Genomic DNA, 24830 nt, shown 5'->3' with positions numbered 1-24830 from the left:
ATATTTAAACGAGCAGAAAGATATTTTCTGCTCGTTTTTTTTATCTGTACTGACAAAGATATGCCGTCTGGATTTCTTTTTTTACTTTGAAAGATGAGTTGGCCGGCACTTCAAAGCTGGTTCCGGCAGAAAATATTTGCCATTCTTTTTGGTTGGGCAGCATGGCAGATAATTCTCCCTCAACAATATTCATAATTTCTTTTTGGGCTGTGCCGAATTCATATTCACCAGGATTAATAATGCCTATGGTAGATTTCCCCTCAACAGTTTCGTAGCCTAAGGATTTTACATTTCCATCGAAGTATATGTTTTCACTGATCATGTTTTTAGTTTTTAATACCGCAATAATAGTTAAGCTTTGCTTGAATCAAGAATCTTCTAAATAAAATTTCTTTTTGTCAGCTAACATTAATATTTAAGCATATTCAGCTTTGCACTTTTATTTCCCTGGTTTTATTGTATCTTTGCCTGGCAAATAATAAATCGTAATTTATTTGCTATGCAACTCGACTCCACAAAATTTATTGCTACAGGTTTAACTTATGACGACGTACTTTTAGTACCCGCATATTCGGAAATTCTGCCCCGTGATGTAAATACAGCCACTTTCTTAACAAAAAAAATTAAGCTTAACGTTCCGTTGATTTCTGCTGCTATGGATACGGTAACAGAAGCTGAACTTGCCATTGCCATTGCGCAAAACGGCGGTATTGGTATGCTGCACAAAAACATGACGATCGACAGACAAGCAGAAGAAGTTCGTAAAGTGAAACGTTCGGAAAGCGGAATGATTCAGGACCCCGTTACTTTATTAGAAACTGCTGTTGTTGCCGATGCTTTCAAGATAATGAAAGAGCATAAAATTGGTGGTATTCCAGTGGTTAGCAGCGACAATAAATTAGTAGGTATTATTACCAATCGCGATTTACGTTTCCAAAAGGATATGAAAAGGCCGATTGTGGAGGTAATGACGAAAGAAAATTTAATCATAGCACCTGAGGGAACAACACTAGTTCAAGCAGAAGAAATTCTCCAAAATTATAAAATCGAAAAATTGCCTGTAGTTAGCAAGGATGGCTATTTAAGTGGATTAATTACTTTCAAGGATATTTCAAAAGTTAAGGATTATCCGGCAGCTTGTAAAGATGAACGTGGTCGTTTACGCGTTGGTGCTGCAGTTGGTGTAACTGCAGATACACTTCAACGTGTGGATGCTTTGGTTCATGCAGGAGTGGATGTGATTACAATCGATACTGCTCACGGACACTCTAAAGGTGTGGTTGATAAATTAAAAGAAGTTAAAGCAAAATATCCTGATTTACAAGTGATTGTTGGTAACATCGCAACTGGTGCCGCTGCTAAATTTTTAGCAGATGCAGGTGCGGATGCGGTTAAGGTTGGTATTGGTCCGGGTTCAATTTGTACCACCAGAATTATCGCTGGTGTTGGTGTTCCTCAATTATATGCCGTTTACGAATGTGCCAAAGCATTAAAAGGTACGGGCGTTCCGGTTATTGCCGATGGTGGTATTAAACACACAGGCGATATCGCAAAAGCAATTGCATCTGGCGCAAGCACGGTTATGGCAGGTTCATTATTCGCAGGAGTTGAAGAATCACCAGGCGAAACCATTATCTACGAAGGACGTAAGTTTAAATCTTACCGTGGAATGGGTTCTATCGAAGCAATGGAGCAAGGTTCTAAAGACCGTTATTTCCAGGATGTAGAAGATGATATCAAGAAATTAGTTCCAGAGGGAATTGTTGGTCGTGTACCTTTTAAAGGTACTTTAGCAGAAGTAATGTACCAATACATTGGCGGTTTAAGAGCAAGTATGGGCTATTGTGGTGCAGCAAATATCGAAGCTTTACAAGAAGCACAATTTGTACAAATCACGGCTGCGGGTATGCGTGAAAGTCATCCGCATGATATTACAATTACTAAAGAAGCTCCGAATTATACGAGATAGGCCTTTGCTCCATCGTCATTGCGAGGCACGAAGCAATCTTATTAAATAGAAAAGCAGGGCATTGTTTACGATAGCCCTGTTTTTTTATTATTTGTCTTGAACACTGGAAAGATATACACCTCGTCGTTCCTTTCTTGATAGGGAATCTTGAAACTTTGGGTTTTTGAAAAACCGCTTAAAGATTTCCGCCTAGGCGTGAAAGACTATTTTGATGAATTGTGTCTTATCTATTTCTCGAGTTTTAAAAAAATAAAAGGCAAATAGTCGGTCGGTGAGACACCAACCGATAGGATTGATAGTAATAAAGTATTAATTAAGGTCAAATTTTTGATGACTTCCGCTTGGATGATTTTATTTTTTTTTAGCGATACAACAGAGATTAATATTCCAAAGCCAAGTAATGCATAGCTTTCGTCAATAGGGCATTCGATCGAATCAACTAAGAAGCCAGGTAAGTCAGGTGAACTTTTTACCGTGCAGTTATTACTCCCCGAAGTATATGTAAAATAACATCCTAAAGCTAGTGTTTGACTTGGTGTATCATCAAAATTTCTACTCATACCTCTTCGTGAGGTGTATAGTGTTCCCCCAACTGCACAGCCAATTTGTGAAAAGGCATCAACAAAAACAAAACAAAAAATAAAAAAAAGAGCACAGAACTTTCCCATGAAAATAAAAATCTAAAACTTTCGATTTATGGGATATGAGCGTCAATAGGGAGTGATGCGCAAATATAATAAAAATGGGTATTTATACCATGGCTTTCTATCATTTTAATTTTTTCACAAAATAAAATTTGGCAAATACTTTTTTTTAATATATTTGTCGACTAAATCTATAGGATTTATATAATTAATCATGAAGCAAATCAATATGAATAAGAAAACATGCTGTTGTTGTCACTCAAACAATAATTTAAAGCCATTCCGAACGAGGATATAATTAAAAATCTAACCCAAACACATTAATACAATCATGAAACAAAGTTTACTTATTTTATTTTCTTTAATACTTTCAGCCGGTGCATTATTCGCTCAAAATACGGTGACTGGTGTAGTAAAAGGTGCAAACAATACCACAATACCCGGCGCAACAATAAGCGTAAGAGGTACAAATATTGTAATAACCAGTGATGCTAGCGGTTCTTTTACTATCGATGCCAAACAACAACCTCCTTTTTATATCCGTATCAGTTATGTTGGCTATAAACCTCAGGATTTTCAGATTCTGAAATTACAGGAAACCCCAATCGAGCTCAATTTAGTGGAAGATACTCAGCTTGATGAAATCGTAGTAACCTCAAGAAGACGTTCTGAAGTTTTACAGGATGTGCCAATCCCAATCACAGTTATTGGCGGACAAGCAGCAGAAAATGCTGGCGCTTTTAATGTAAACCGTTTAAAGGAATTAGTACCATCCGTTCAACTATATGCTTCAAATGCTCGTAATACCACGCTTAACATCCGTGGTTTGGGTTCAACTTTTGGTTTAACTAACGATGGTATCGACCCCGGAGTTGGTTTTTATGTAGATGGCGTTTATCATGCCCGTCCTGCTGCAACCTCTACCGATTTCCTTGATATTGAACGAATAGAAGTTATCCGCGGTCCGCAAGGAACATTATTTGGCAAGAACACCACTGCTGGTGCATTTAACATTATCACAACTAAACCCACGCAAACACCAACTGCAAAAGTAGAAATGAGTGTAGGCAATTATAATTTTCTTCAGGCTAAAGCATCTGTCTCGGGTGGCTTAGCGAAAAACCTTGCGGCAAAAATCTCCTTATCAGGAACGCAACGCGATGGAACAATCTGGAACACCAGAGAAGAGCGCAAATATAGCGGACAAAACAATCTTGGTTTCAAAGGGCAGTTGCATTATACACCATCAGATAGATTGCAGATTCTATTAAGTGGCGATGTGAGTGTGCAACATCCTGCAGGTTATCCGTTGGTAATCGCTGGTGTAACTCAAACGGAAAGAAGTGCTTATCGCCAATACTCAACTATTGTTTCCGCTTTAGGTTATCAACAACCAAACATCGACCCGTTTGCAAGAGAAATCAATACTAACACACCATGGAGGCATAATCAATCTATTGGTGGCGTTTCGGTAAATGTTGATTATAAAATTGGAAATGGAACTTTAACTTCAACAACGGCATGGAGATTCTGGAATTGGGACCCGACAAACGACAGAGATTTCTCTGAGTTAGCGGCTTTAACAAAATCGCAGGGTAACTCCCGCCACGACCAATATTCGCAGGAGATTAGATATGCTGGTAATATCACCGAAAAATTAAGTGGGGTTGTTGGCGTGTTCGTACTTGGTCAGAATTTGCAAGGACTCGACCAAACCGAAGAGGTAGGTAAAGACCAATGGCGTTTCGTGCAAACGAGTGCAACAGGAGCTCAGGCATTATATTCTACTCCAGGTTTGTTAGATGGTTTTGGTATCAAAACTAACTCTACAATCAAATCATTAAGTGCGGCTGTTTTCGGTCAGGTAGATTGGGAAGTTCTTAAAAATCTTCACGTTTTACCCGGTTTAAGATACACTTATGATAAAAAGGATGTGGATTATGATAGGGCAACCTATGGCGGTTTGCAAACAACAGATGCTGCCTTGCTTGCACTAAAAGCAGCTGTTTATGCGAATCAACAATTTGCAACTAACGTAGATAACAATAATTTATCAGGAAATTTTACGGTTTCTTACCGTCCAACGCCTAAGTTAAATCTTTACGGAACTTTTTCTACGGCCTACAAGCCCGTAGGTGTGAATGTTGGTGGTTTGCCAACTTTAGCAAACGGACAGGCAGATTTATCTTTAGCGGTAGTAAAACCAGAATATGTTGAGCATTATGAATTAGGTGTTAAAACAAAACCTTTCAAAGGTGCAATATTGAACATCACGGCTTTTAATACCGATATTAAAGATTACCAAACGAATGTTCAATCGCCACAATTGGGTGTAAATAGAGGCTATTTAGCCAATGCAGAAAAAGTTAAAGTAAGGGGTTTGGAAATTGACGGAACTTATCAATTAGAAAGATTTTTATCGTTGAACGCTGCGCTTTCTTATTTAGATGGCAAATATGTAACGTTTACAAATGCACCTTTGCCGCTAGAAGAAACAGGACATACAGAAACAATTAATGGTGTAGCCACGCAAGTGGCATTTAAAGATGCCTCTGGCGGACGTTTGCCAGGTATTTCTAAATGGAACATTTCAGGCGGAGCAGAATTAAGCACTGCGGGAAGTTTAGCTACAAAACCTGGTCGCTATTTCATTGCTGGCGATGCAAGTTACCGTTCTGATTATTCTTCGAATGCTACACCATCAGCTGTTTTAAATGTTGCAGGTTATTCGTTATTTAATGCCAGATTAGGTTTTAGGTCCGAAAAATTCTCTGCATTCGTTTGGAGCAGAAACATTGGAAACAAGAATTACTACGAGCAGTTGCAAGCAGCCGCAGGTAACTCCGGCTTATATGCAGGTGTACTCGGCGACCCAAGAACTTACGGCGCAACATTAAGATTCTCTTTCTAAATTAATTTTTTTTCTCTCTTATATTTGGTTAAAAAGCGTCGGATTTATTCGGCGCTTTTTGTTTTGCCTCAATTGAAAGGTTTTTTAGAAGAGCAAGGTCCTGTACTTTTCGGTTGCATTAGTCCTGCTGTACGTTCAATCTTTTTTGAGATTCTATCATGCTGAGGTACGAAGCATCTGTTTCATCGGTTGCAGATGCTTCGTACCTCAGCAAGACAGTGAATTCAGGGTTGCTGCTAACAAAAAGTATTTCACTGCCATCAGGTCTATTTTACCCCAGCCATTGTTTCTTTTGCCGGCCAAACTGTATAAACCTTGTAGAACGGAAAGCCCGCAGTCCCCGATTTAAGCACTAATATTTGTTTTTTATTGTGTGCTTGCTTGTTTCACAGGTTTTCTCGGGGGCGAGGACTTGAAGAGATAAAAGGACGAACCTTAAAATAAACTACTGTTATTGCTTTCCAAACCATAAAAAATGTTACTGTAACAGGTTTGTGCAGAATTAAAATTTACTAAAAGCCGATAAAATATTAACTTCGGTAAATTTTTATTTAAATGAATAAGCTTAAATCGGTTTGCGTGTATTGCGGCTCAAACTTTAATGGCGATGTGCAATTACGTAAAGCCATAAAAGAATTGGCGGAAACACTTGTAAGACAAGAAATTAGATTGGTTTACGGTGGTGGAAGCGTTGGCGTAATGGGTGTTTTAGCCAACGATGTTTTGGAACTTGGCGGTTTAGTTACCGGTGTAATTCCTCAATTTTTGATGGATAAAGAAGTTGGGCACAAAGGTGTTACGGAGATGCTGATTACCGAGAACATGCATCAGCGTAAACAAAAAATGGCCGACTTAAGTGACGGTTTCGTTATTTTGCCTGGCGGTTTTGGAACTTTAGAGGAATTTTTCGAAGTGCTTACCTGGTTACAGCTAGGCCTGCATAACAAACCAATCGGTGTTTTAAATGTAAATGGCTTTTACGACCCATTGTTTGCACAAATGGAAATGATGGTTCAAAGTAAATTCCTAAAACCTGCAAATCGCGATTTGGTTTTCAACGAGGCAGATGCAGAGACTTTAATCGACAAAATGGATAATTTCTCAGCTATTCCAGACGAAGTTTGGTTTAGAGAAAGAAATTTAATTTAGTCTTATAATTTTAATTTCGATAGTCAACAATTTAACAATAAAACAGTTTAGCAATAAAAAAAATTACAATGCAAATTATTTCTTCTCACGCAGAATTTGAACAACATTTAGGTAAGGAGCTTGGTGTTTCTTCTTGGCACACCATTACGCAAGAACAAATCAACAAATTTGCCGACGCAACCTTAGATTATCAATGGATTCATACCGATGAAGAAAGGGCAAAAAATGAGGGACCTTTTGGTTCTACTATTGCTCATGGTTATTTAACACTTGCGTTAATTCCTTATTTATGGAAAGAAATTGTTGATATCCAAAACCTGAAAATGGAAATCAATTATGGGATAGAAAGTTTAAGGTTTGCGCAGCCCGTAAAAGTAAATAGCAAGATTAGATTGAAAGCAAAATTGGCCTCAATTGTTAATTTGCGTGGTGTTACCAAAGTACACATGGGCATTGAAATGGAAATAGAAAACGAAAAGAAACCTGCATTCACAGGCGAGGTCGTTTTCTTATATCACTTCATAACCGATTAAATTCAAAACTAATCTTTTCTGAATTTCTTTTTGATGAATCCACCAAGCGATTCATCTTCCAAATCTTCTAAGGTGCTTAATTCTAATTCGAGTGCTTTCGTACTAATTTGAATTTCAATTAAGGAGATAATTAAAGAGATGGTAAAGAAAATCAAACTTAAAGCGAAAAGTATTTCAGCAACAACATTCCATTGCAGATAGATAAAAAACATGCAGAAAAGGCAAAGACAAAAACTTAAAACGCCAAAAGCCTGCATGTTTTTAATGAGCCTCAATCGATATCTTAGGTTTTTAATCTGATTTTGTAAGCCGACATTTTTCTCGCCCTCTTCGTACTTCGCTTTCAAACTTCTAACTAAAGCTGCCAATGCCAAAAAACGGTTGGTATAAGCCAGCATAATTAAGCTGATTGCAGGAAATAATAATGCAGGGATGTTTACGGTTAGTTCCATTTTGGGTGGTTTATCCAAAATTATTATTTTAAATGGTTTTAACCGCAAAGGGCACTAAGTTTTTCGCAAAGAGTTCAAAGCTGGGTGCTTAGATTAGTTATTAAATATTAACCACAGCGCACACAAAGTTTTCACAGAGAAAAACAGAGTCGGGTTACTAATTACTCTGTTCTCTCTGTGATTTTTTCTCCTTGTACTCTGTGGTTAAAACTATCTTTGTTTCCCTCTCTTCAAGGAGAGGGATTGCGATAGCATGACAATTACTGCTAACTTTAACAGGGTGAGGTTTATTTTCCTACGATACACGAAGATTTTCACAGAGCAACACAAAGTTAGGCGACTAATTTCTCTGTTCTCTCTGTGATTTTTTCTCTGTGTACTCTGTGGTTAAAACTGTCTTTGTTTCCCTTTCTTCAAGGAGAGGGACTGCAATAAAGAACAATTACTACTAACTTTAATAGATAAGGTTCTTGATATTACCATCAAATATTTCCTCAATGCCCTCTTTGTTTTCTTTGTACCCTAGGCGATTAAATTCTTTGCGGACTTTGCGATATTTTCTCTGCGTTCTTTGCGGTTAAAATCCAAGGTAGACCAGAAACCAATTTGGTCTCCACGCTTTTTATAAAAATAAATTTAAATTGCCTCCATGAATATCGAATTCAACAAAAACGAGGATGTGAATAAACAGCTTGTATATGAGCTGAAAACCAAACTCAAAAAAATATATTTAGGTGGTGGCGAAAAAAACGCGGCCAAACAAAAAGCAAAAGGCAAATTATTAGCTCGTGAACGTGTTGCTTATTTAATTGATAAAGACTCCGATTTTTTAGAGGTCGGGGCATTTACAGCAGATGGAATGTATGCCGAACAAGGTGGCTGTCCATCGGCAGGAGTAGTTTGCGGAATTGGTTATGTAAGTGGCAGGCAATGTATGATTGTAGCTAATGACGCGACAGTAAAAGCAGGCGCCTGGTTCCCGATGACCGCCAAGAAAAATCTTCGGGCGCAGGAAATCGCCATGGAAAACCTTTTGCCAGTAATCTATTTGGTAGATAGCGCAGGTGTTTATTTGCCGATGCAAGATGAAATCTTTCCTGATAAAGAACATTTTGGAAGAATGTTTAGAAATAACGCAATGATGTCATCAGAGGGAATTGTACAGATTTCAGCAATCATGGGCGCATGTGTTGCGGGTGGCGCTTATTTGCCGATTATGAGTGATGAGGCGATGATTGTAGATAAAACTGGCTCGGTCTTTTTAGCGGGTTCTTATTTGGTAAAATCTGCCATTGGCGAAGAAGTTGACAACGAAACTTTAGGCGGCGCAACCACACATTGTGAAATTTCTGGCGTTACCGATTACAAACATCCTAATGATGAAGCTTGCTTGGATAGTATTCGCAATATAATGAGCATGTTGGGAGCACCACAAAATGCTGGATTTGATAGAATTAAACCCGTCAAGCCCAAAGAAAATGAAGAAGAATTATATGGCATTATTCCTGAAAACAGGGATAAGCAGTACGAAATTATGGATGTCATTAATCGTTTGGTTGATGACTCTGAATTTGAAGAATACAAACAAGGCTACGGACAAAGCATCGTTTGTGGCTTAGGTCGTATTGATGGTTGGGCGGTTGGCATTGTGGCTAATCAGCGTAAAGTTGTAAAATCCAAAAAAGGGGAGATGCAATTTGGTGGTGTAATCTATTCTGATAGTGCTGATAAAGCGACGCGTTTCATTATGAACTGTAACCAAAAGAAAATCCCATTAGTTTTCTTACAAGATGTAACAGGCTTTATGGTCGGCAGTCGCTCGGAACATGGTGGTATCATTAAAGACGGTGCTAAAATGGTGAATGCTGTGGCCAATTCGGTCGTTCCAAAATTTACTATTGTTATGGGCAACTCTTATGGTGCAGGCAATTATGCCATGTGCGGTAAAGCTTACGACCCAAGATTAATTTACGCCTGGCCAACAGCAAAAATTGCGGTTATGGGTGGTTCTCAAGCAGCTAAAACCTTATTGCAAATCCAAGAAGCATCTTTGAAAGCAAGGGGAGAGGTAATTACACCGGAAAAAGAAGCCGATATGCTGAAAGAAATTACCGATAAATATGATAGTCAAACCACACCTTATTATGCAGCATCACGACTTTGGGTTGATGGAATTATCGACCCGTTAGAAACAAGAAAGGTAATTTCTATGGGGATTGAAGCAGCGAATCAATCTCCGATTACAAAGAGATTCAATGTTGGGGTAATCCAAACATAAAACCCTAATGGTATGATATTTGGGTAAATTTTGAAGACTTAATTCTAAGAATATGAAAAATTTAAAAAAAATCACTTCATTATTAACCCTTGTATTTTTATTTGCCCTACCATTTGTTTCCGTTGCTCAAAAAACAAATAAAGAAACTGCTGAAACAATCAACGTTGCTGGTAGCGGAATTACCAGAACCATTGAGGCCACTGGAAATGAAAATATTAATATTGAAGGTAGCGACATTAATGTAGTAATTATTGGAAATTGTAATACAATAATTGTGACCGGAGCAGCAATAAAAGTGAAAGCACAAAGTGTAAAAGTAATTCGTATTCATGGGGCTGATTGTGGTGTTACCTATAAATCAAGTCCAAACAAAAATGGTAAAGCCATTTCAAGTATTGCAGGAGCGGGCAGTTACGCAACAAAGATTAAGTAATAAAGTATGAAGATTTAAGCATTTATCAGATTTATATTTCTGATAAATGCTTAAATTTATTTCATGAAAATTCTTCCTTTGTTCGCTCTTCTTGCCTTTCTGCAACTCAATCTCTTCGCTCAAACTCCAAGCAAAATTCATGAAGATGCTATTGTAATCGATACGCATGGCGATATACTTTTCAATCAAATTAAATCGGGAATTGATATTGGAAAGTTACAACCAAAAGGAAATTTCGATTTGGTTCGGGCAAAAGAGGGTGGATTAGATGTTCAGTTTTTTTCCATCTGGTGCGATGAAACAGGCAGTTATGTGGTGGCTAACAGGGAGATAGATTCGTTATATAGTCTGATCAAAAGGTACCCGAATAAAATTCAGTTAGTAAGAACGGCTGCTGATTTAGAAAAAGCAGTTAAGCAACAAAAATTGGCTGCAATGATTGGCGTTGAGGGTGGCCATATGATAGAAAATCGCTTAGATTATATCGATAGCCTGACCAAACGCGGAATGGCTTATCTTACGCTTACATGGAATAACAGTACACCTTGGTCGAGTTCTGCTGCCGACGAGACATCAGGAAAAGTGAAACCTGAAAATGCAGGTTTAAGTGCGTTTGGAAAACAGGTTGTGCAAAGATTGAACAAGCTGGGCGTGATGGTTGATTTATCTCACGTAGGTGAAAAAACTTTCTACGATGCCATTGCTGCAAGTTCTAAACCAATAATTGTTTCGCACAGTTGTGCTTACAGTTTAAATCCTGTTCCCCGAAATTTAAAGGATGAACAAATTAAGGCTGTTGGTAAAAATGGGGGTGTAGTTTGCATCAACTTTTATAGCGGCTTTTTAGATTCAACTTTCAATAATAAACAGAAAACTTTTTTTGCTAAATATGATGCTGAATTAAAATCGCTTTCAGATAAATACCGTAGAAGTAATGCTATTGATACTTTAATAGCAAATCATCAGGCCGATGCTGATGCAACTCGTCCGCCAATTTCCTTATTGGTAAAACACATTAATCACGTGGTGAAATTAATCGGATTAGACCATGTTGGTTTGGGTGCCGATTTTGATGGTGCCGAATCTTTTCCTTTGGGAATGAATAGTGTAGCCGATTATCCAAAAATTACAGCAGAATTAATTAAAAATGGCTATTCAAAAACCGATATCAAGAAAATTCTTGGTGGTAATGTGGTAAGGTTGATTCGGGAGAATAAAGGGAAATAGCCTGATTTAAAAAAAAAGCACTAAGATTGCTTCGAGCTTCGCAATGACGGTAAATTGCAATGTTAATAAGTAAACTATGTTGACAATGCGCATTTGCTAACAATTATTTAATGCATTAAATTTGCGCTACGATAAATGAATTTCAAACACACATCATAATGTCACAAGAAAACGAACACGTCCAGTGTTTAATTATAGGTTCTGGTCCTGCAGGTTACACAGCAGCAATTTATGCAGCAAGAGCCGATTTAAAACCAATTATGTACACTGGCATGCAAGCTGGTGGTCAGTTAACACAAACTACCGATGTAGAAAATTTCCCCGGTTATCCGCAAGGAATTATGGGTCCCGAAATGATGGAAGATTTCCGTAAGCAAGCAGAGCGCTTTGGCACGGATATTCGTTTTGGATACATCAGTTCAGTAGATTTTTCATCAACACCCCATAAAATTGTTGTTGATGAAATTAAGACCATCACTGCCGATACGGTAATTATTGCAACAGGTGCTACCGCAAAATGGTTGGGCTTACCAAGTGAGCAACTGTACAATGGTTTTGGTGTTTCTGCCTGTGCTGTTTGCGATGGTTTCTTTTTTAAAGGACAAGATGTTGCCATCGTAGGTGCTGGAGATACCGCTGCTGAGGAAGCAACTTACTTAGCTAAGCTTTGTAAAACGGTGCATTTATTGGTTCGTCGTGATGAATTTAGGGCCTCAAAAACAATGGTTGCACGAGTTTTAGCTACCCCAAATATTGTTGTGCATTACAATACCGAAACCCAAGAGATTTTAGGAAACGGTAAAAATGTAACAGCTGTTAAGGTTCTAAATAATAAAACTAATGTTGAAACCGATATTGATGTTGAGGGTTTCTTTGTAGCTATTGGCCATAAGCCTAACACCGATATTTTTAAAGGACAGTTGAATATGGATGAAACCGGTTATTTATTAACTAAGCCAGGTTCTACCTTAACCAATATCGAGGGCGTTTTTGCCTGCGGCGATGTTCAGGATATGTACTACCGTCAGGCAGTTACGGCTGCTGGTTCGGGTTGTATGGCTGCGTTGGATGCAGAAAGATATTTAGCTGCTAAAGAACATCCAGTAGAAGCCTAAAATCCTTATTTCATGTTTTTAAAAAGAGAAATCATAATATGGTTTCTCTTTTTTTGTAAAGGCAGGTACTATCCATATCGGTCGCAGCAGTCTGGCTTTCCGTTTTATCTTTTTTATCGAAGCCAGCAAAAATAACAGCGGTAGATAACAAAAAAGTATATCACTCCAATCCTGTTTAAATTACTTCTCAAGTAATCCTTAGTTGCGGTTTCCCCTAAAAACCGAAAAGCAATTAAATGCCGAATAAAAATGTTTTATAAATACTAAATCAAACGTTTGTTAATCATTGTAACAAGAATGTAGGTATCTTAATAATGGTTTAATCTTTATCTTGGTTCAAATAATATTAAATTTTATTTAAAACCAACAATTTTAAACATGAACAAGGCATTATCGATTTTTATTGGAGTATTAATCAGTACGAGTGCATTTGCGCAAGGAGATTCCAACATGGGAATTATACCAGCACCTGTAGCCATTACCAGGGCGAATGGAAATTTCATTTTAGATAAGACGACAGTTTTAGTAAATCAAAGCATCGACGGCGCAAAGATTGCAGATTTATTAAACGCTTTTATCGTTACTAAGGCAGGCTTTGCCTTAAGGGAAACCAAGGTTACTCAGGCAAATCAGAAAGCAATAATTTTAACATCTGTTGGAGCAGATAAATTACCAGCCGAAGGATATACCATTAAGGTTACATCCACTCAAATCATTTTAACTGGAAAAGGGGCAGGGCTTTTCTACGCTGTTCAATCGGCTATGCAGATGATGCCCGACAAAGTTGCTGATAAAATTACCATTCCAGCTGTTGATATTAAAGATTATCCTCGATTCAATTACCGCGGAACCATGCTTGATGTCTGTCGCCATTTCTTTCCAATCCCATTTATTAAAAAGTACATAGATCAATTAGCCTATTATAAAATTAATACCTTTCATTGGCATTTAACTGATGATCAAGGTTGGAGATTGGAAATTAAAAAATATCCTAAATTAACAACCGTAGGATCGACGAGAAATGGATCTATTATTGGTAATTATCCTGGTAGCGGAAACTATTTAACTGAGGTTAAAGGTTTTTACACTCAAGAGGAAGCCAAGGAAATTGTAAAATATGCTGCAGATCGTTACATCACAGTTATTCCTGAAATAGAATTGCCCGGACATGCATCAGCAGCAATTGCGGCTTACCCGGAGTTGAGTTGTTTCCCAGCTCGTGATACTTTTGTGAGTGACAAAACTCCGTGGGCAGGGACAAAAAAAGGCAAACAGGTTCAGCAAACTTGGGGCGTTTTCGACGATATTTTTGTTCCTAGTGATAACACATTTATATTTTTAGAGAATATTTTAGATGAGGTTGTGGCTATTTTTCCATCAAAATATATCCATATTGGTGGAGATGAGGCTCCGAAAACATACTGGAAAGAATCTCCATTTTGCCAAGCTTTGATGAAAGAAAAGGGCTTAAAAGATGAGCATGAATTGCAAAGTTATTTTATCCAACGAATAGAAAAACATTTGAACGAAAAAGGAAGATCAATTATAGGTTGGGACGAGATTTTAGAGGGTGGATTAGCGCCAAATGCAACGGTAATGAGCTGGCGTGGAGAGGAGGGCGGTATTGCTGCGGCTCAACAAAATCATGATGTGATTATGACACCAGGTTCTATGGGTTTATATATCGATCAAAGACAATCTATGTCGCCCGATGAACCGGTAACCATTGGTGGTTTAGCACCTTACCAAAAAATATATGCTTACGATCCAATTCCAAAAGTGCTAACGGCTGATCAAAGAAAATATGTAAAAGGTGTACAGGCAAACTTGTGGACAGAATACGTTAAAACGCCAGAAAAAGGCGAAAATCAAGCCTTTCCACGTTTATTAGCCTTGGCAGAAATTGCTTGGTCGCCTGTGGAACGTAAGAATTTAAAAAACTTTACAGAAGAACGCTTACCAAACCATCTTGCTCGTTTAGATAAAATGAATGTTAATTTGTGGGTGCCAACGCCAATCGGGCAAAGCGATAAGCCACTTACAGGTGGAGATTTTACAATTGATTTGAAAGTTCCAATTTCTGGTGGTAAAATTTATTATTCGCTTGATGGATCTCGTCCATCGGAAAATGCGTTTCTATATTCAGCTCCAATTAAGGTTATAGTTCCTCAAGGAGAAAAACGTGTGATGAAAACCATAGTTATTGCACCTAGTGGCAGAAGAAGTGTTACCACCGAAACTATATTAAATAATGGCGCTCCAGATACTAAACCAGAAGCAAAGAAATAAAATAGCTTGCTTTCGATAGCTAAAATCATTAAATTGGGACAAACAAAAAATTTCCCAAACCGCAATGAAAATATCGAGATATACACTACAGCATCTTTTGTTGATAACAGGGATGCTGTTTTGTTTTGCCTGCACTGAAGAAAAAACCGCAGAAGTAAAAATAGAAAGCGTAAAGGGTGAAAAAAATCCTTTTCCTTTTTATAAGGATATTGAAATACGACCAGGACTAAATTTCGAAATTTTAAGTTGGGGAAAGGGAGTAGATTCTATTGGAGGATATCAAATTCTGATGTCGGATTCTGTTAAGAATAATTATCGCTCAGTGGCAATTGATCGTAAAGGGATCATCAGCGATGCTTGGAATATGGATTTAGATAACGATGGAAATCCAAATTATACATTCAATTGGTAAGTAAAATGAATGTTTCCGATCTTAACGTTTTTGAATATTCTGGTGGTGATTTTAATAAAATTAGTTTCCCTTCATTAAATGCTGCTCAGAAAAAAATATATTCTGGTAACGATAAATTTTTTATCAAAAATGGTGATTTATTTAGGTCTTTTCCTATAAGAGATTTAGCCGACAGTGCTAAAAAAATCACAAAAACCTATCAATATAAATTAAGTGGAAATAACTTTTCTACTGATGAAATTAAGCAAGAATAAAGCTTTAACATGTCCAGTTGAAGTTATCGAGCTTATTTCATAATCTAACTGAGGAATAACTGATGGAAGAAGAAAAGAAATTTTCAGTTTTGGATCGAATTAAAAGTTTCAAGTATGCTTTTAATGGATTGAGATTGTTTTTTGCTAATGATCACAATGGAAGAGTTCATCTTTTTGCCGCAATAGCAGCGATTGCATTATCTTTTTACTTAAAACTATCTAACCTCGAATGGATTGCAATTCTTAGCGTTATCGCTGCAGTAATGGTTGCCGAAATAATAAATTCTGCTATAGAGAAATTGGCCGATGTAATTTATCCTGATTATCATCCAAAAATTAAAGTAGTAAAGGATTTAGCTGCTGCCGCTGTTTTAATTGCGGCATTTTTGGCTATTGCAGTCGGAGCAATTGTTTTTATCCCAAAATTACTTTTGCGTCTCTAACATTGCTGCTCTAGATTCCGTCATTTTATCCTCAATAATTTTATCCCATCTGCCCTGCATTTTATGGTTGCTACCATGCTCGGTCTCTTCATCATAATTACGTTGCATGGTATCGAAATAATCACTTATCTCGTTCGCTAATTGAGAGATTTGTGCTTTATAGTTTTTTACTGAATAATTTCTATTCTTTAAAACCCTTTCTGCCTCAGAAAGTAAAATGTATTGAATATTTGCATGGCCTTGTTCGTGGTGTAAAAGACTTGCCCTAACCTCCGGATCTTTAATTTTATCCCATTTTACCCATGATCTATTTTTGTCTATGGTAACCTCATTCTTCAGGTTTATGACAACACGATTTCGGTAGGTGGTAGATTCGTAGCTGTATTTCCAAGTCATGGCCGTTAAGGCATAAAATGGAGAATTCATATCTGGCTTGCCTTTAAAATAGGTTTCCCAATCCAATTGAACTGGCTCAGTAAAGTCTTGTTTAAAGGCAAGCGTAGGTGGCAAGGCTAGCAAAAAAAGGATGGGTATAATCAGTCTTCTCATTAGTATTTTTACCAATGAAAAAACCGTGCCTAAAATTTAATTCCTGGTAGAAATCTGTCCGCTTATGCGTTCAAACTTCTCAATTAATAACGCAATTCTTTCTTTTTCTCTTTTGATAACTGCCTTTCTTAAGATGGTAGAACAAAAAATAATCCATAGTGCTGTAAGTCCAATAGCAATTACCTGTTGAATGAAATTGAAATGAGCAAGAATTTCAACAAAGTAGAAAATGATACCTAATGAAAGCGCAACGGTATAAAACCAATAAAGAGAATTATAAAGCTTGTAACGATTTAATTGGTAGGTTTTTAAGTTGTTTAAATATTCGTTTGGATGAACGGTATAATCACTTTTAGAAATTAATCTGTGGTCGCGATATAATATTAAGGTATAAACACCAATGGCAATCAGCGTAATGCTAATACCAACGTGGGTTGTCCATGATTCAAAATGATAAAAAACCCATAAAGCAGCAATGGCGATAAATGAGGTAAGCATACCCAAAATATTCAAAGCCGATTTGAGTTTCAAACCATTTACCTCTTTTTTAACTTGTTGCAACATTTCATCAGCAGATACCTTAACTTCTACCTCGTGCTTTTGCCACAACTCCTGTATTTGATCAAACGCTTGCATACTGTGTATATAGTTCTGTTAATTTTTGTTTAATACGATGAATTTTTACCCTCAAGTTGCCCTCGCTTATGCCGGAGATATCAGCAATTTCATGATATGGAAGTTCATCTAAAACCATGGTTATAATCAAACGATCGTTCTCCTCTAGTTTGGAGATACATGTATAAAGTAATGCTACCTGCTCATTCTTTTCCGAAAATTCCTCGATCTTATTCTCGATAATGTTGTCTGTTAATTCATCCTTTGCCTGTCTTTTTTCAGATCTCAAATAAGTTAAGCAGGTATTAACGGCAATTCTATAAATCCAAGTTGATATAAGTGATTTGTTTCTGAATTTATCTAAGTTTTGCCAGACCTTTAAAAACGTTTCTTGTAAAAGATCATTGGCGGAATCGGTATCGCCAGTATAACCATAACATAAATGGAATATCTTTTTGGAATTTGAATCGAAGATCTGCTTAAATAACTTGTCTTTTTGTTCCATTTACGATTGCGTAGTTGTTTTTTAGATGGAGTTGTGCTTTTTTTGTTACAAGGAGATTCAAAATTAGCATAAATTTATCATGGCCAAAATCTAAATTTGTTACACTCCGTAAATATCGTAGTTTTACCAAATTAACAACGCCAAAAACTTTTTATATTCATGAAGAAAAACAAACTCACGCTTTTTATTTTTATAGCGCTGATTGCTGGTATTGCACTGGGCTATATTTTAAATGTTAACTCAATAGACGCCTATAATCAGAATATTCTGAATGCCGATGCAAAGGTAAAAAGCATAGAGGTTAGCATTAAGAAAACTGCTGATACAACCTCGGCGGTTTTTACACAACTTAAGGCTGATAGAAAAGTGAATGCAGCTATCAAAAAAACCAATGAGGATATTCGAGAGAAAAAGCTAGAATACTTCACCTTATTGAGTGATATTTTTCTCCGTTTGATTAAGATGATTGTAGCGCCTTTAGTATTTACTACGTTGGTTGTAGGCGTTGCAAAAGTTGGCGATATTAAGGCTGTAGGTAGAATTGGCGGAAAAACATTAGGCTGGTTTATGGCCATGTCGTTGATGTCCTTAGTGCTTGGGTTAATCTTGGTGAACCTCTTCGAACCAGGAAAGCACATGAACCTAACCTTGCCCGATCAATTGGTTAATACTGGCATACAAAAGGCAGCCATGAGCGTTAAAGATTTTATTGCCCATGTTTTTCCTAAAAGTATTGCCGAATCAATGGCTACTAATGAGATTCTGCAGATTGTAGTTTTTTCGTTATTCTTCGGTGTGGCAACTGCTGCAATTGGGGATATGGGGCAAGTCGTAATCAAGGCTTTTGATGCAATTGCTCACGTAATTTTAAAAATGACTGGTTATGTAATGAATTTTGCCCCTTTAGCAGTGTTTGGTGCCATGACTGCTATTGTGGCTAAACAAGGTTTAAATGTTTTAAATACCTATGCAATATTTATAGGCGAGTTTTATTTCGGCCTTGCCATACTTTGGGCAATGTTAATTTTTATTGGTTTCCTAATCCTTAAAAAACGCGTATTTAGATTAGTAAGCGATATGAAAGAGCCGGCTATTCTCGCCTTTAGTACGGCAAGTAGTGAGGCTGCCTATCCAAAAACGATGATGCTGCTAGAACGTTTTGGTTGCAAGGATAAGATTGTGAGTTTCGTTTTACCATTAGGTTACTCGTTTAATTTAGATGGTTCAATGATGTATATGACATTTGCATCCTTGTTTATTGCCCAGGCTTATGGCATACATTTAGGTTTCGAGCAACAAATTTCTATGCTCTTAATCTTAATGCTCACCAGTAAAGGCATTGCTGGTGTTCCAAGAGCATCGCTTGTGGTTATTGCTGGTACAATTGCAAGTTTCAATATTCCCGAGGCTGGATTAGCTTTATTAATTGGTATAGATCCCTTGTTAGATATGGGCCGTTCTGCAACCAATGTTGTTGGAAATAGTATCGCTACGGCTGTAGTAAGTAAGTGGGAGGGAGAATTAAAAGACTCGTAAGTCTGTAAACAATAGTAAAGTTAAGTGATTATATGATTTTGGGATGTTTGGATTTTCTGAAAAAAATATAAACTTTGCGGCGTTTATAGGTTTTACTTTATCATTCTCTCATTCAACAAATCATTCATTCAATAATTAAATAAAGTGTCAACTAAAGGAAAAAAGATATTCTTAGCCATTACCATCATCCTCCCGATGATTATTTATTGTTACATCTATTATAAGCCAATTATACAAAATGCGCCCTTTAGAAAAGCTGATTTTGTGAGCATGCAGTTTAGCTACGGTTTAAAAGATACCTTGGAAAATAGTTACAATTCTGCCACAGGAGCATACCAATATGTAAATAGTAAGGATTCTGTTTTAAGGAAAAAGGTTTTTTTAAAGAGCGATGATATTTTGTATTTACATAGAAAGGCAAATGAAATTGGGCTCTGGAACTTTCCTGATACCATTGGCAAAAAGAGTGATAAATCTAAAGCTGTTCCTCGTTACGATATGACTTTTAATTATAAGGAAAAATCTAAGCACGTAGTAGTTTATGGAGATTTCGATGGCAACCCGAAATTATTGGATGCAGCAATGCAAATGAGAAAGATTATACAAGAAACCTTGATACAAGTAGAAAAGCGATCGGGTAAATAGATAAGCAAGATTAATTATCGATAGACTTTAAATAATTAGCTAGCGATAGTACATTGTTAAAGTCTTTTTCTATTTCTGATGTTTTCGTATTTGCGATAGATTCGTAATAAATAGACAAGTCAGCTTTTAAGGAATAAAATGCAATGCTTACCGTTTGTTTCCTTTGAAAATGAGCGTTCTGTAACCTTTTTGATTTTTCAGTCCCGCTTTCCGTTATAAGCGCCGCAGAAAAAGCGGCGGCTTCCACTGCAATCGGGTTTATAAACAAAGGCTTGCTTTCTAAAGCAGCCACATTTAAAAAAATAGTATGTTAAATTTGAGGGAAGCTAACACCAGTTTGAAATACCAGCCTGCGTTAAATAAACCTGATGGAAATGAATCCCGATTTTTCATCGGAGTAATGGATAGCAGGGTAGGTGTTGTCCAAGAACTATCAAGCCTTTCTTTTCAAATAATCATAAAAAAGTACGGCGCATTGATCTGTAAATTTATAAATTCTTAAAATCCTGGTGACGGAGGATTTTAGTAAAAAATATTTTCGATATGTGTTTGTGAGTTAATTGAATTTGTTCTATATTTGCACCTCGTTAAATAAAAATTAAAAAACTAATATTTAAACAATGTACGCAATAGTAAATATAGCAGGGCAGCAATTTAAAGTTGCTAAAGACCAGCACCTTTTTGTACACAGGTTACAAGGAGATGAAGGCGCTAGTATTGAATTTGATAATGTATTGTTGGTTGATAATGGTGGTGCAATCACTGTAGGGGCTCCTGCAGTTAAGGGTGCTAAAGTTTCAGCTACTATCGTATCTCATTTAAAAGGTGATAAAGTAATTATTTTCCACAAAAAACGTAGAAAAGGTTACAAAAAGAAAAATGGTCACCGCCAGTTTTTCACAAAAATTCAGATCTCTGATATCACGTTATAATTAATCTTTAACCCAATAACTTGCTTTTAGTAGGTTACAAAATATAAAATCATGGCACACAAAAAAGGAGCCGGTAGTTCGAAAAACGGACGTGAATCGCATAGTAAGCGTTTAGGTATTAAAATTTTCGGTGGTCAGTTAGCTATCGCTGGAAACATTTTAGTACGTCAACGTGGTACAAAACATCACCCAGATAAAGGTGTTGGTATTGGTAAAGATCATACTTTATTCGCTTTAGTTGATGGTACTGTAGTTTTCAAAAAGAAACAAGATAACAAATCTTATGTTTCTATACTTCCTATTACAGATGCTGAAATTGATGCATTACTTGCTAAAAAGCCATCTGCTAAAAAAGAAGCTGAAGCTAAAGAAGTTTTAGTAGAAGAAGTTGAAGCTACTCCAGCTCCAGCAAAAGCTAAAAAAGCAGCTGCAAAAAAAGAAGAAACTACTGAAGAAGCTGCACCAGCAGAATAATTAGTATTACTCAATATTTAAAAGTCCCGATTTTATCGGGACTTTTTTTATGCCCTGATTTTTTCGGTTAGCTAAAAAAGCTAATGCGTAGCATTAGCTTTTTTAAATTTGTTGTTGCGAAGTTGCTAAGCAATCTTTCTGAACTATTCTAGAACTCTAAAGTATTAGGGTTACTTCATGCCTCGCAATGATCTCTTTAATGATGCTAATATTCCCTCGCCATTAATTGATTGGTAAGCGTTAAAAGATTTGATTTTCGTTCTTCACTGGCATTGATTTGTGCAAATACACTCAATGCCATATTCAGGTATTTATTCATACTTTCTTTTGCGATATTTTGAATATCCAAGATATCATAAACCGATCTCACCGTTTCTACCTTTTCCTTAATGTCGAAGTTTTTATAACTGGTCCAGGTATCTAATGATTCTTTTGTTTCACCATCAGCCAATTCGAATGCTTTCAATAACAAAAATGTTTTCTTATTGGCAATAATATCTCCGCCAACTTGTTTGCCGAACTTTTCTGGGTCTGCGTAAACATCTAGAATATCATCTTGAAGTTGGAAAGCGATGCCAATATTCACTCCAAATTGATAAATAAGGTCAGCGTCTTTTTCTGATGCACCTGCAATGATGGCACCCAATTTCAATGCACCTCCCAATAAAACAGCAGTTTTTAACCTGATCATGTTGATGTATTCTTCAATGCTCACATCATCACGATCCTCGAATTCCATATCGAGTTGCTGACCCTCACAAACGCCTTGGGCAGTCGCATTAAACGTATCTAAAACATCTTTAAGGAAGATTGGATTTACCATTGCAAGGTTTTTATTCGCCTCAACCATCATTACATCGCCACTTAAAATGGCCGTGTTTGTACTCCATTTTTCATGAACAGTTGCTTTTCCCCTACGTAAAGGCGCATTATCCATAATATCATCATGCACCAGCGTAAAGTTATGGAAAACCTCAATTGCCATAGCCGCATGGATGGAATCATGTGCATCCTTGCCAAATAATTCAGTAGCCATTAAAACCAATAGCGGACGAATACGTTTTCCGCCAAGATTAATGATATAAGTTATCGGATCGTAAAGCTGTTTAGGCTGATCTGGAAATCTTAAGTTTTGTATTGCTTTATCTAGAATTTGTTGTAGTTGTTCTGTTGTATGCATGTTTTACGTAAACAATGTGTTTAGGGCACAAATGTCTTAATTTTTAATCGGGAATTAGTGTAAAATCAATTTGACGTTTAGAAAGATCTACTTTCTTAACCCTAATCATCACTTCATCTCCGAGTTGATATTTTTTCTTTTTTCTTTGTCCAACGATGCAGTAGTTCTTCTCATCAAGTACGTAAAAATCATCAGAGATATCGCGTAAACGAATCATTCCCTCACATTTATTCTCCTCTATTTCTACATACATGCCCCATTCTGTAACACCAGAAATGATACCCTTGTATTCGGTGCCAATGTTATTTTCTAAATATTCTGCCTGTTTGTACTTAATTGATGCCCTTTCGGCATCTGCCGCTCTTTTCTCCATAGCAGAAGAATGTACCGAAGCCACCTCGTAAAATTCTGCATCTGCTGATTTGCCACCATCTAGATATGTTTGCAACAACCTATGTGCCATTACATCTGGATAGCGACGAATAGGAGAGGTAAAATGCGTATAGTATTCGAAAGCCAAGCCGTAGTGACTTGTTTTCTTAGTAGAATAAATAGCTTTCGCCATAGAGCGAATAGCTAATGAAGTTAATATATTCTGTTCTTTTTTGCCTTCAACATCTGCCATTAAATAGTTTAATGATTTTGCGATTTCCTTATCAGATTTTGTATTAATCTTATAGCCAAACCGGGAAGCAAAAGTTGCAAAAGAATTTAGATTTTCCATGTTTGGAGAATCATGTGCCCGATATACAAACGTGAGTTTCTTTTCTCCTTTAACCTTTTTGGCTACATATTCGGCCACTTTTCGGTTGGCTAAAAGCATGTAATCCTCAATCAATTTATGTGCATCCTTACGTTCCTTAACATAAACGCCGATTGGTTTGCCAGATTCATCTAACTTAAATTTAACCTCGGTACTTTCGAAACTGATGGCGCCATTTTTAAATTTACGATCACGTAAAATATTGGCCAACTCGTTTAGCTTTAATATTTCAGTAGCGTAATCGCCAGCTTTATTTTCAATAACCTCTTGAGCTTCTTCATAACTAAACCTTCTGTCAGAATGGATTACAGTTCTGCCATACCATTCATTAACTATATTTGCTTGCTCATCCAATTCGAATACGGCAGCGAAACACAACTTATCTTCGTGAGGGCGAAGTGAGCAAACGCCATTACTTAATCGTTCTGGTAACATCGGGATCACACGATCTACCAAATAAACGGAAGTAGCCCGACTGTAGGCTTCCTTATCTAATTCGGTTCCCTGGATTACATAATGTGAAACATCCGCAATGTGAACGCCTATCTCATAGTTTCCACTTGGAAGTTTTTGATAGGAGATGGCATCATCAAAATCCTTAGCATCCGCTGGATCGATGGTAAAAGTCAATATATTTCTAAAATCCTTTCGTTTAGCAATTTCTGCAGCTGGAATTTCCTCTGGAATAGCGTTTGCCTCTTTTTCTACTTGCGGAGGAAATTCTAAAGGAAAACCGAATTGAGCTAAAATAGCATTCATCTCGGTATTATTTTCGCCTTGATTTCCAAGCACATGTTTCACAATCCCAATTGGGTTTTTTGCACTTTCAGGCCAATCGGATAGGGTGACCAACACACGCTGACCGTTTTTTGCATTAAGCGTATCTGAAAGTGGAACAAAAATATCATGCATCATTTTCTTATCATCTGCGATAACAAATGCAAAACGATCGGATATTTTGATCACACCAGTAAAATCTGATTTAGCTCTTTTAATAATCTCTAAAACCTCACCATCTCTTTTACTGCCATTTTTCTTTGCAAATACATACACTTTAACGGTATCGCCATGAAGCGCATTTTTAAGTTTGCGAGGAGCAACACGAATGTCTTTCTCAAATTCATCATCAGGGATGATATAGGCAGAACCATCAGCAGTCATATCAACTCTGCCAACAATAAATGTTTGAAGATCCTTAAGTTTGAATTTTCCCTTTTCTGGTTCCAGATAAACGCCGGCACCTTTTCCATCTTTTAAAATTTCGAGAATGGTATCTCTCGATTCCTGATCGTTCAGGTTTAACTTGGCAGAAACTTGCTTGTAATTAAGTGCTTGATTATCATTTTTCTCAAATACACCACTAACCAATTGATTTAGAACCGATTTTATATTTGCAGATTTTTTCTTTGCCATACGCTAAAACTGAATTTATCGAAGATACAGAAAAGATGTAAAGGATGGTTAATTTAAGATGGAAAATGGATGATGAATGAAGGAGAAGGATGGGAGAGGGAATAGGTAA

The 24830-nt window shown here is 36.9% G+C and carries 25 protein-coding genes; 16 read left to right on the top strand and 9 right to left on the bottom strand.

The window, feature by feature from the left end:
- Nucleotides 1-40: 40 nt before the first annotated feature.
- Nucleotides 41-322: a pyrimidine/purine nucleoside phosphorylase gene (gene ppnP / locus EZ449_RS09460; protein WP_131558039.1), complete on the bottom strand. Its 282-nt coding sequence runs from the start codon at nt 320-322 to the stop codon at nt 41-43.
- 177 nt (nt 323-499) lie between these two features.
- On the opposite strand from ppnP, the gene guaB reads away from it, so the two are divergent.
- Nucleotides 500-1969, top strand: coding sequence for an IMP dehydrogenase (gene guaB / locus EZ449_RS09455; protein ID WP_131558037.1), 1470 nt, complete (start codon nt 500-502; stop codon nt 1967-1969).
- Nucleotides 1970-2196: 227 nt separating this feature from the next.
- Here the strand turns inward: guaB and EZ449_RS09450 are convergent, their stop codons facing one another.
- Nucleotides 2197-2637: a hypothetical protein gene (locus EZ449_RS09450; protein WP_131558035.1), complete on the bottom strand. Its 441-nt coding sequence runs from the start codon at nt 2635-2637 to the stop codon at nt 2197-2199.
- A gap of 307 nt (nt 2638-2944) precedes the next feature.
- Here EZ449_RS09450 and EZ449_RS09445 point away from each other — a divergent pair, with 307 nt between their 5' ends.
- The 3 genes from EZ449_RS09445 to EZ449_RS09435 all read left to right on the top strand — a co-directional run bounded on the left by EZ449_RS09445 (nt 2945) and on the right by EZ449_RS09435 (nt 7206).
- Nucleotides 2945-5524 (top strand): TonB-dependent receptor, encoded by a 2580-nt coding sequence (locus EZ449_RS09445; protein WP_131558033.1) that lies wholly within the window; start codon nt 2945-2947, stop codon nt 5522-5524.
- A 555-nt stretch (nt 5525-6079) separates the two neighbouring features.
- On the top strand, nt 6080-6673 hold the full coding sequence (locus EZ449_RS09440) for an LOG family protein (protein ID WP_131558031.1): 594 nt from the start codon (nt 6080-6082) through the stop codon (nt 6671-6673).
- Between the two features lie 68 nt (nt 6674-6741).
- The gene (locus tag EZ449_RS09435; protein WP_205942975.1) at nt 6742-7206 is read left to right on the top strand and encodes a MaoC family dehydratase; all 465 of its coding nucleotides are present in this window, start codon (nt 6742-6744) and stop codon (nt 7204-7206) included.
- Nucleotides 7207-7214: 8 nt separating this feature from the next.
- Here the strand turns inward: EZ449_RS09435 and EZ449_RS09430 are convergent, their stop codons facing one another.
- Entirely contained in the window at nt 7215-7658 is a 444-nt protein-coding gene (locus tag EZ449_RS09430) for a DUF2721 domain-containing protein (RefSeq protein ID WP_131558027.1), read from the bottom strand.
- A 649-nt stretch (nt 7659-8307) separates the two neighbouring features.
- Between EZ449_RS09430 and EZ449_RS09425 the strand changes: the two genes are divergently transcribed.
- The 8 genes from EZ449_RS09425 to EZ449_RS09395 all read left to right on the top strand — a co-directional run bounded on the left by EZ449_RS09425 (nt 8308) and on the right by EZ449_RS09395 (nt 16109).
- Nucleotides 8308-9936: an acyl-CoA carboxylase subunit beta gene (locus tag EZ449_RS09425; protein ID WP_131558025.1), complete on the top strand. Its 1629-nt coding sequence runs from the start codon at nt 8308-8310 to the stop codon at nt 9934-9936.
- Nucleotides 9937-9988: 52 nt separating this feature from the next.
- The gene (locus tag EZ449_RS09420) at nt 9989-10369 is read left to right on the top strand and encodes a DUF3060 domain-containing protein (RefSeq protein ID WP_131558023.1); all 381 of its coding nucleotides are present in this window, start codon (nt 9989-9991) and stop codon (nt 10367-10369) included.
- A 63-nt stretch (nt 10370-10432) separates the two neighbouring features.
- A complete protein-coding gene (locus tag EZ449_RS09415; protein WP_131558020.1) occupies nt 10433-11596 on the top strand; it encodes a dipeptidase in 1164 nt (387 codons plus the stop codon).
- 158 nt (nt 11597-11754) lie between these two features.
- On the top strand, nt 11755-12711 hold the full coding sequence (gene trxB, locus EZ449_RS09410) for a thioredoxin-disulfide reductase (RefSeq protein WP_131558018.1): 957 nt from the start codon (nt 11755-11757) through the stop codon (nt 12709-12711).
- A gap of 378 nt (nt 12712-13089) precedes the next feature.
- Complete coding sequence (locus EZ449_RS09405) at nt 13090-15000, top strand: beta-N-acetylhexosaminidase (RefSeq protein ID WP_131558016.1); 1911 nt, start codon at nt 13090-13092, stop codon at nt 14998-15000.
- Between the two features lie 64 nt (nt 15001-15064).
- On the top strand, nt 15065-15412 hold the full coding sequence (locus EZ449_RS23040; protein WP_225872278.1) for a hypothetical protein: 348 nt from the start codon (nt 15065-15067) through the stop codon (nt 15410-15412).
- 5 nt (nt 15413-15417) lie between these two features.
- Nucleotides 15418-15666 carry a hypothetical protein gene (locus EZ449_RS23035; RefSeq protein WP_225872277.1) on the top strand — a complete coding sequence of 83 codons (249 nt, stop codon included), beginning with the start codon at nt 15418-15420 and terminating at the stop codon, nt 15664-15666.
- A gap of 62 nt (nt 15667-15728) precedes the next feature.
- Nucleotides 15729-16109: a diacylglycerol kinase family protein gene (locus EZ449_RS09395; RefSeq protein WP_131558014.1), complete on the top strand. Its 381-nt coding sequence runs from the start codon at nt 15729-15731 to the stop codon at nt 16107-16109.
- Here the strand turns inward: EZ449_RS09395 and EZ449_RS09390 are convergent.
- Genes EZ449_RS09390 through EZ449_RS09380 form a run of 3 tightly spaced genes read right to left on the bottom strand, consistent with a single transcriptional unit; the run spans nt 16092 to nt 17778 of the window.
- Complete coding sequence (locus EZ449_RS09390) at nt 16092-16658, bottom strand: DUF922 domain-containing protein (protein ID WP_131558011.1); 567 nt, start codon at nt 16656-16658, stop codon at nt 16092-16094. The two genes, EZ449_RS09395 and EZ449_RS09390, sit on opposite strands and share 18 nt — an antisense overlap.
- A 36-nt stretch (nt 16659-16694) precedes the next feature.
- Entirely contained in the window at nt 16695-17294 is a 600-nt protein-coding gene (locus EZ449_RS09385) for a hypothetical protein (protein WP_131558009.1), read from the bottom strand.
- Nucleotides 17281-17778, bottom strand: coding sequence for an RNA polymerase sigma factor (locus EZ449_RS09380; protein WP_131558007.1), 498 nt, complete (start codon nt 17776-17778; stop codon nt 17281-17283). The genes EZ449_RS09385 and EZ449_RS09380 overlap by 14 nt, the downstream gene beginning before the upstream one ends.
- A gap of 159 nt (nt 17779-17937) precedes the next feature.
- Between EZ449_RS09380 and EZ449_RS09375 the strand changes: the two genes are divergently transcribed.
- Both EZ449_RS09375 and EZ449_RS09370 read left to right on the top strand, forming a co-directional pair.
- Nucleotides 17938-19314 (top strand): dicarboxylate/amino acid:cation symporter, encoded by a 1377-nt coding sequence (locus EZ449_RS09375; RefSeq protein WP_131558005.1) that lies wholly within the window; start codon nt 17938-17940, stop codon nt 19312-19314.
- A 144-nt stretch (nt 19315-19458) separates the two neighbouring features.
- A complete protein-coding gene (locus EZ449_RS09370) occupies nt 19459-19959 on the top strand; it encodes a hypothetical protein (protein ID WP_131558003.1) in 501 nt (166 codons plus the stop codon).
- Between the two features lie 10 nt (nt 19960-19969).
- Here the strand turns inward: EZ449_RS09370 and EZ449_RS09365 are convergent, their stop codons facing one another.
- Complete coding sequence (locus tag EZ449_RS09365) at nt 19970-20251, bottom strand: hypothetical protein (protein WP_131558001.1); 282 nt, start codon at nt 20249-20251, stop codon at nt 19970-19972.
- 328 nt (nt 20252-20579) lie between these two features.
- On the opposite strand from EZ449_RS09365, the gene rplU reads away from it, so the two are divergent.
- Together rplU and rpmA are read left to right on the top strand one after the other, a co-directional pair.
- Nucleotides 20580-20891 carry a 50S ribosomal protein L21 gene (gene rplU / locus EZ449_RS09360; protein ID WP_056090270.1) on the top strand — a complete coding sequence of 104 codons (312 nt, stop codon included), beginning with the start codon at nt 20580-20582 and terminating at the stop codon, nt 20889-20891.
- Nucleotides 20892-20942: 51 nt separating this feature from the next.
- The gene (gene rpmA / locus EZ449_RS09355; RefSeq protein ID WP_131557998.1) at nt 20943-21365 is read left to right on the top strand and encodes a 50S ribosomal protein L27; all 423 of its coding nucleotides are present in this window, start codon (nt 20943-20945) and stop codon (nt 21363-21365) included.
- A 205-nt stretch (nt 21366-21570) separates the two neighbouring features.
- Here rpmA and EZ449_RS09350 read toward each other — a convergent pair whose 3' ends face one another.
- Complete coding sequence (locus EZ449_RS09350; protein ID WP_131557995.1) at nt 21571-22545, bottom strand: polyprenyl synthetase family protein; 975 nt, start codon at nt 22543-22545, stop codon at nt 21571-21573.
- Nucleotides 22546-22588: 43 nt separating this feature from the next.
- Nucleotides 22589-24721: a ribonuclease R gene (gene rnr / locus EZ449_RS09345; protein WP_131557993.1), complete on the bottom strand. Its 2133-nt coding sequence runs from the start codon at nt 24719-24721 to the stop codon at nt 22589-22591.
- Nucleotides 24722-24830: the final 109 nt, after the last annotated feature.

Source organism: Pedobacter frigidisoli, assembly GCF_004331675.1.
Lineage (GTDB): Bacteria > Bacteroidota > Bacteroidia > Sphingobacteriales > Sphingobacteriaceae > Pedobacter > Pedobacter frigidisoli.
The sequence above is the reverse complement of the archived record's forward strand: the minus strand, read 5'-3'. Positions and strand labels throughout refer to the sequence as shown.